General features: G+C 41.8%; 6 protein-coding genes. 1 reads left to right on the forward strand and 5 read right to left on the reverse strand.

Annotated features, from left to right (window positions below; translation table 11 throughout):
• On the forward strand, positions 1 to 581 hold a 581-nt coding region (locus tag PHF79_04055; protein MDD5318953.1), incomplete at its 5' end, for a hypothetical protein.
• 21 nt (positions 582 to 602) lie between these two features.
• On the opposite strand, the gene PHF79_04060 is transcribed toward PHF79_04055, so the two are convergent.
• The 5 genes from PHF79_04060 to PHF79_04080 all read right to left on the reverse strand — a co-directional run.
• On the reverse strand, positions 603 to 812 hold the full coding sequence (locus PHF79_04060; protein ID MDD5318954.1) for a hypothetical protein: 210 nt from the start codon (positions 810 to 812) through the stop codon (positions 603 to 605).
• 101 nt (positions 813 to 913) lie between these two features.
• Positions 914 to 1,393 carry a crossover junction endodeoxyribonuclease RuvC gene (locus tag PHF79_04065; protein MDD5318955.1) on the reverse strand — a complete coding sequence of 160 codons (480 nt, stop codon included), beginning with the start codon at positions 1,391 to 1,393 and terminating at the stop codon, positions 914 to 916.
• Positions 1,394 to 1,399: 6 nt separating this feature from the next.
• Positions 1,400 to 1,930 (reverse strand): YebC/PmpR family DNA-binding transcriptional regulator, encoded by a 531-nt coding sequence (locus PHF79_04070; protein ID MDD5318956.1) that lies wholly within the window; start codon positions 1,928 to 1,930, stop codon positions 1,400 to 1,402.
• Positions 1,931 to 1,943: 13 nt separating this feature from the next.
• On the reverse strand, positions 1,944 to 2,945 hold the full coding sequence (gene ruvB / locus PHF79_04075; protein ID MDD5318957.1) for a Holliday junction branch migration DNA helicase RuvB: 1,002 nt from the start codon (positions 2,943 to 2,945) through the stop codon (positions 1,944 to 1,946).
• A 403-nt stretch (positions 2,946 to 3,348) separates the two neighbouring features.
• Positions 3,349 to 3,825, reverse strand: a 477-nt coding sequence (locus PHF79_04080) for a hypothetical protein (GenBank protein MDD5318958.1), incomplete at its 5' end; no start/stop codon positions are given.

Below are 3,825 nucleotides of genomic sequence, written 5' to 3' on the forward strand. Positions count from 1 at the left end.
AAAAGGTAGTTGTTGCCATGAAACTCTTGACTGACACCACCGGAAAAAAAATGGGCAAGACTGAAAACAATGCGGTGGCTATGACCGATTCGCCAGTAGATATCTTTGGTAAAGTTATGAGCTGGACAGATGGAATGATTTTGCCTGCCTTAGAGATATGTACAGATCTTTCTTTGGAAGAAATAGAAATAATCAAAAAAAACTTGGAGCAGGGAGGCAATCCTCGTGATGCGAAACTAGTCTTGGCCGAAGAGGTGGTGAAGCTAATTTTAGGAGGCAAAGATTCTTCAAAGACGGCCGCTCAAGTAAAAGAAAACTTTTTAGCCACTTTCCAAAAAGGAGAAGTGCCTGAGAATGTAAAAACGATTGAAGTGGATAAGGGTAAAAAATTAAAAGAGATTTTAGTTGCAGGTGTGGCACACAACATTACCTCCGGCTCGGCCTTTGTGAGACTCATAAAAGAAGGTGCTATTTCAAATGCAGAGACAAGGGAAAAAATCTTTGATGCCAACTCTATAGTGGAAAAGAATATGGTCTTGAAAGTAGGCAAAAAGGAATTTATAAAGATAGTAGTGAGATAAAAAACAAAATGTTTTTTTATTTTACTCTTCGTTTTCGTTGTTGTAAAAATCATCCTTAAATCCGTCATCTTCCTCTTCTTCTGCCGGAACTTCATTTTCAATAACAGTGGATGGATCATCCACTACTACATCAGCAATCTCATCTTCGGTATCGAGAATGGCAGAGGTGGTTAATGGATCTATCAACTCGTCATTTTGGGTTTTGAAATCATCGCTCATAGTTGAACTCATATTTAAAGCTTAATTTTTATTAGTAGATTTTTATATTTGTACCAGAATAATATATTTATGCAACTGTGGAAAACTTTTTAGCATTTAAACCTTATTTTTGGCTATATTTTATTATAGGCAAAGTAAGTGATACCCAAAGCAATGGCATCATATTCGTCATCATGACGGATTTCTTTATTTAAGGAAATTAGGTTTGGAAGCATTTTTATAATCTGTTTTTTGTCTCCGGAGCCATGGCCTGTTGTCGCCAGTTTTACCTGTAGAGGGGTATATTCCGAGACTGAAAGCCCAGCTCTAGAGGCTTCGTAGATGATGACCCCTCTGGCTTCAGCCACATGCATGGCTGTTTTTTGGTTGTTGGTAATAAAAAGGGTTTCGATAGAAAGGGCGGCTGGCTTGTAAATTTCAATTATTTTTTCTATTTGATCGCCTATTAAAACCAACCTTTCACAAAATGGAATTTTGGCTGAAGTTTTAAAACAGTCTGAGTAAAGCAGCTTTTCTTTTTTGTCACTTTTGTTTTTTTCAAGAATAGCAATTCCAAGACGTTCGTACCCGGGATCAATGGCAAGGATTTTCATAATGGATTATTCGGCATTAGTAAAAACAGCTTGGACCTCATCGTTATCCTCCAAAGCCTCTACTACTTTTGTTAGTAAGTTTAAATCTTCATCAGAAAGGGGAACGGTCACTGTCGGGTTCCATTCTACTCCGGTCCGGGCGAAAGCCCAGACAGCTGAGCCAATACTAGCCAACGACAGCTCATGCTGGGCGAGAATGTGTTTTATTTCCTGGGCCGCTTTGTTGCGATTTTCAGTCAGGGCTTCAATGATGATGGCACAACCGCCCGGGCCATAAGCTTCGTAGGTGATTGATTCCATTTGCTGAGTCGAAGCCTCAGTTCCTTTTTTTATAGCTCGTTCGATGACATCCTTGGGCACGTTCTCCTTTTTTGCTAGATCAATCACGGCCATCAAAGAAGCTGCAGAAATATTGCCTCCAGCTTTTTTTGATTCAGAGGATATTAGTCGTGCGTATTTTGAAAAGACTTTGCTTTTTTGAGCATCAGTCTTCCCTTTTTGGCGTTTGATTTGTGACCATTTGTTGTGACCTGACATGAATTTAAAATAATTATAAGAGCCTGTTTTGTTGATGGGCTGGATATTCAATATTGAGATGGGCATAGCCACTTTCGGTTACCACACGACCGCGGGGAGTGCGTTCGATAAAGCCAATTTGAATGAGGTAGGGCTCATTATACTCTTCTATAGTAGCTTCTTCTTCTGAAAGGGAGGCGGCGATGGTGCCAAGACCTACCGGTCCGCCTTTAAACTTTTCAACGATAGTTTTTAAAATAGCTCTATCAGAGACAGTCAGGCCTTGGTGATCAATGCCTAACAATTCTAGGGCCTGGTCCACCATTTCTTTAGTCAACTGACTTTTTTTAACCTGAGCAAAGTCACGACAGCGTTTGAGGAGGTAGTTGGCGGTGCGGGGAGTAAAGCGGCTGCGCTTGGCTATTTCCAAGATGCTCTGAGCATCAGCCTCAATGCCAAGTATTTTAGCCGATCGGCGGATAATTTCTGAAATTTCTTCATTTGAATAAAATTCCAGTCGAAAAACTCCTCCCGAAAAACGTGAACGAAGCGGAGATGAAATCAAAGCAATGCGGGTAGTAGCAGCAATCATGGTAAAGGCTGGGAGCTCGAGCTGAATAGTACGGGCTGACGGACCTTTGCCAATAATAATATCTAGCACCCCCGACTCCATGGCAGGGTAGAGAACCTCCTCGATAGATTTATTTAAGCGATGAATCTCATCAATAAAGAGAATATCACCTGCAGAAAGATTGGTGAGGATGGAAGCAAGGTCACCCACTTTTTCTATAGCCGGACCAGAAGTGACTTTCATCTGGGCTCCAATTTCTTTTGAGATGAGATGGGCGAGAGTGGTTTTACCTAGACCGGGGGGGCCATAAAAAAGAATGTGTTCCGGAGGGTGCTTGCGCTCCTTAGCCGCTGTTAAAAGAATGCTGAGGTTGTCCTTAATATTTTTTTGGCCAATATAATCAGCCCAGACAGCCGGGCGAAGGGTTTGGTCGAGAAAGTGTTCATCAGGCAGAGCCTCAATCATAGGGTCTTGGGTATTTTGGGGGTTTAGGTGAGGGGTTATGGGCTTTCTTGACATATAAATTATTTTATGCTAAGATGATAGCGAAACTAACAAATAAGTCAGCAGTTTGGAATGGGGTGGACATAACCATAAATGTTGTGTACACTACAAGTCCGCTAAAACGGCTTCATAAATCTCTAAGCAATTAGGCCTTACGGTCTACTAATGTTTCTTGAAGGACGCTCTGGTTGAAACTTCGGTCTCGTACTGGAGCTATCCTGGAAGACTCATTTAACTTTTGGTGTCATTATTGAAAGAATTGCTTAGAGATTTATAGAGCTGTTTTTTTATTTCTACATAAAGCATACGCCCGCTTGACATCTGCTGTCAATTGACAGAAGCACGCATAAATTTTGTGAAAATTTTAGGTGTGATTTTCTAAAATAAGATCCACCACCCGCTCGAGCTCATCAAAAGAAGTCACTCCTTTCAAAACTTTTATAACCCCGTCTTGTTTCATATCATAGATGCCTTGTGGGCGCGCGGCTTCTTTGATCTCACGCTCGCTCGGGTTGCTCTCTACTATCTGCTCAATAGCACTGTCACTCAAAATAGCCTCATAAATACCAATGCGTCCTTGAAAGCCTGTTTTGTTGCAAGCAGCACATCCTGGGGCAATATAAACATGGCTAGGAATAGAGCTAAATTCATCAGGCCGAATACTTGCAAGCACTTCAGCTACAAGCGCTTTACGCTCCTCTGGAATAGGGACTTCTTTGCGACAGACGGGACAGAGCTTGCGCACAAGACGTTGAGCCATGGCTACGTGGATAGCTGAAGTAAGGATTTTTGGATTCATGCCGAGGTCAATCAAACGGGGGAAAGCCCCAGCGGCGTTGTT

The sequence above is a fragment of the Candidatus Paceibacterota bacterium genome (assembly GCA_028714275.1).
Taxonomy (GTDB): Bacteria; Patescibacteriota; Minisyncoccia; order Phycocordibacterales; family CAINVO01; genus CAINVO01.